The organism is Oleiphilus sp. HI0066 (assembly GCF_001635725.1).
Genome location: NZ_LWFH01000612.1, coordinates 1 through 695, shown reverse-complemented (window position 1 = coordinate 695; position 695 = coordinate 1). Strand labels below are relative to the sequence as shown.

Below are 695 nucleotides of genomic sequence, written 5' to 3'. Positions count from 1 at the left end.
TCACTAAGAGACTTGTCAAACAATAACTCTTCTAGTTGGTCGACGGCAGATTCAGAAAGAGGCATAGATTTATATCCGTAAAATAAAAAGCCAGAAGCGCATTAAGCTAACTTCTGGCTTAAAGAAAGTCCAATAAAGCTTATTGGCCTTGCGTTTCACCTTCATTCACTGGTGCTGCTGAAGCCGCTGATGGCTGGCTTTCAGTAGCTTTCGCGCGTGGGTCGTTGTGTGCAAGTTTTGCTTCACCTCGCTGGCGACGGCGTGCTGGGCGCTGAGGCTTAAAGGTACTAGCGTTTGAGTTTGCAACGGCAACCGAAACATCAGGGCTTGATTTAGACTCTGCAGCTTCCGGCTTCGGCTCAGGCTTTTTCTCCACTAGAGCTTTTGCCGTTTCAGCTTTTTCTGCTGGTGCTTCAGATTGGGCTTTGGTTCCTGATGCTTGTTCGCCAGTGGCTTCTTTTTCTGAGCTTGGGCTACGACGACGGCGACGACGTTGCGGTGCCGGTTTTGTATCGTCTTCTTTCGCTTCAGTTTCAGCAGTCGTTACGGCCTCAGCTTGCGCAGATGGCTTTTCAGCTTTTTCTGCTTTTGTTTCGGCTTTAGGCGCTTCTTCTTTTGAAGTTTTGCTTACTGCGGTATCATTCGGTGTTGCACTTTCAGGCTCCGACGCTGCTTTTTCTGCTGGCTTTTCAGCG

At 48.9% G+C, this 695-nt stretch carries 1 protein-coding gene; it reads right to left on the bottom strand.

The window, feature by feature from the left end; all coding sequences use genetic code 11:
• Nucleotides 1-139: 139 nt before the first annotated feature.
• Nucleotides 140-695: hypothetical protein (locus A3738_RS30790; RefSeq protein ID WP_369819782.1), on the bottom strand; the 556-nt coding region annotated here is incomplete at its 5' end.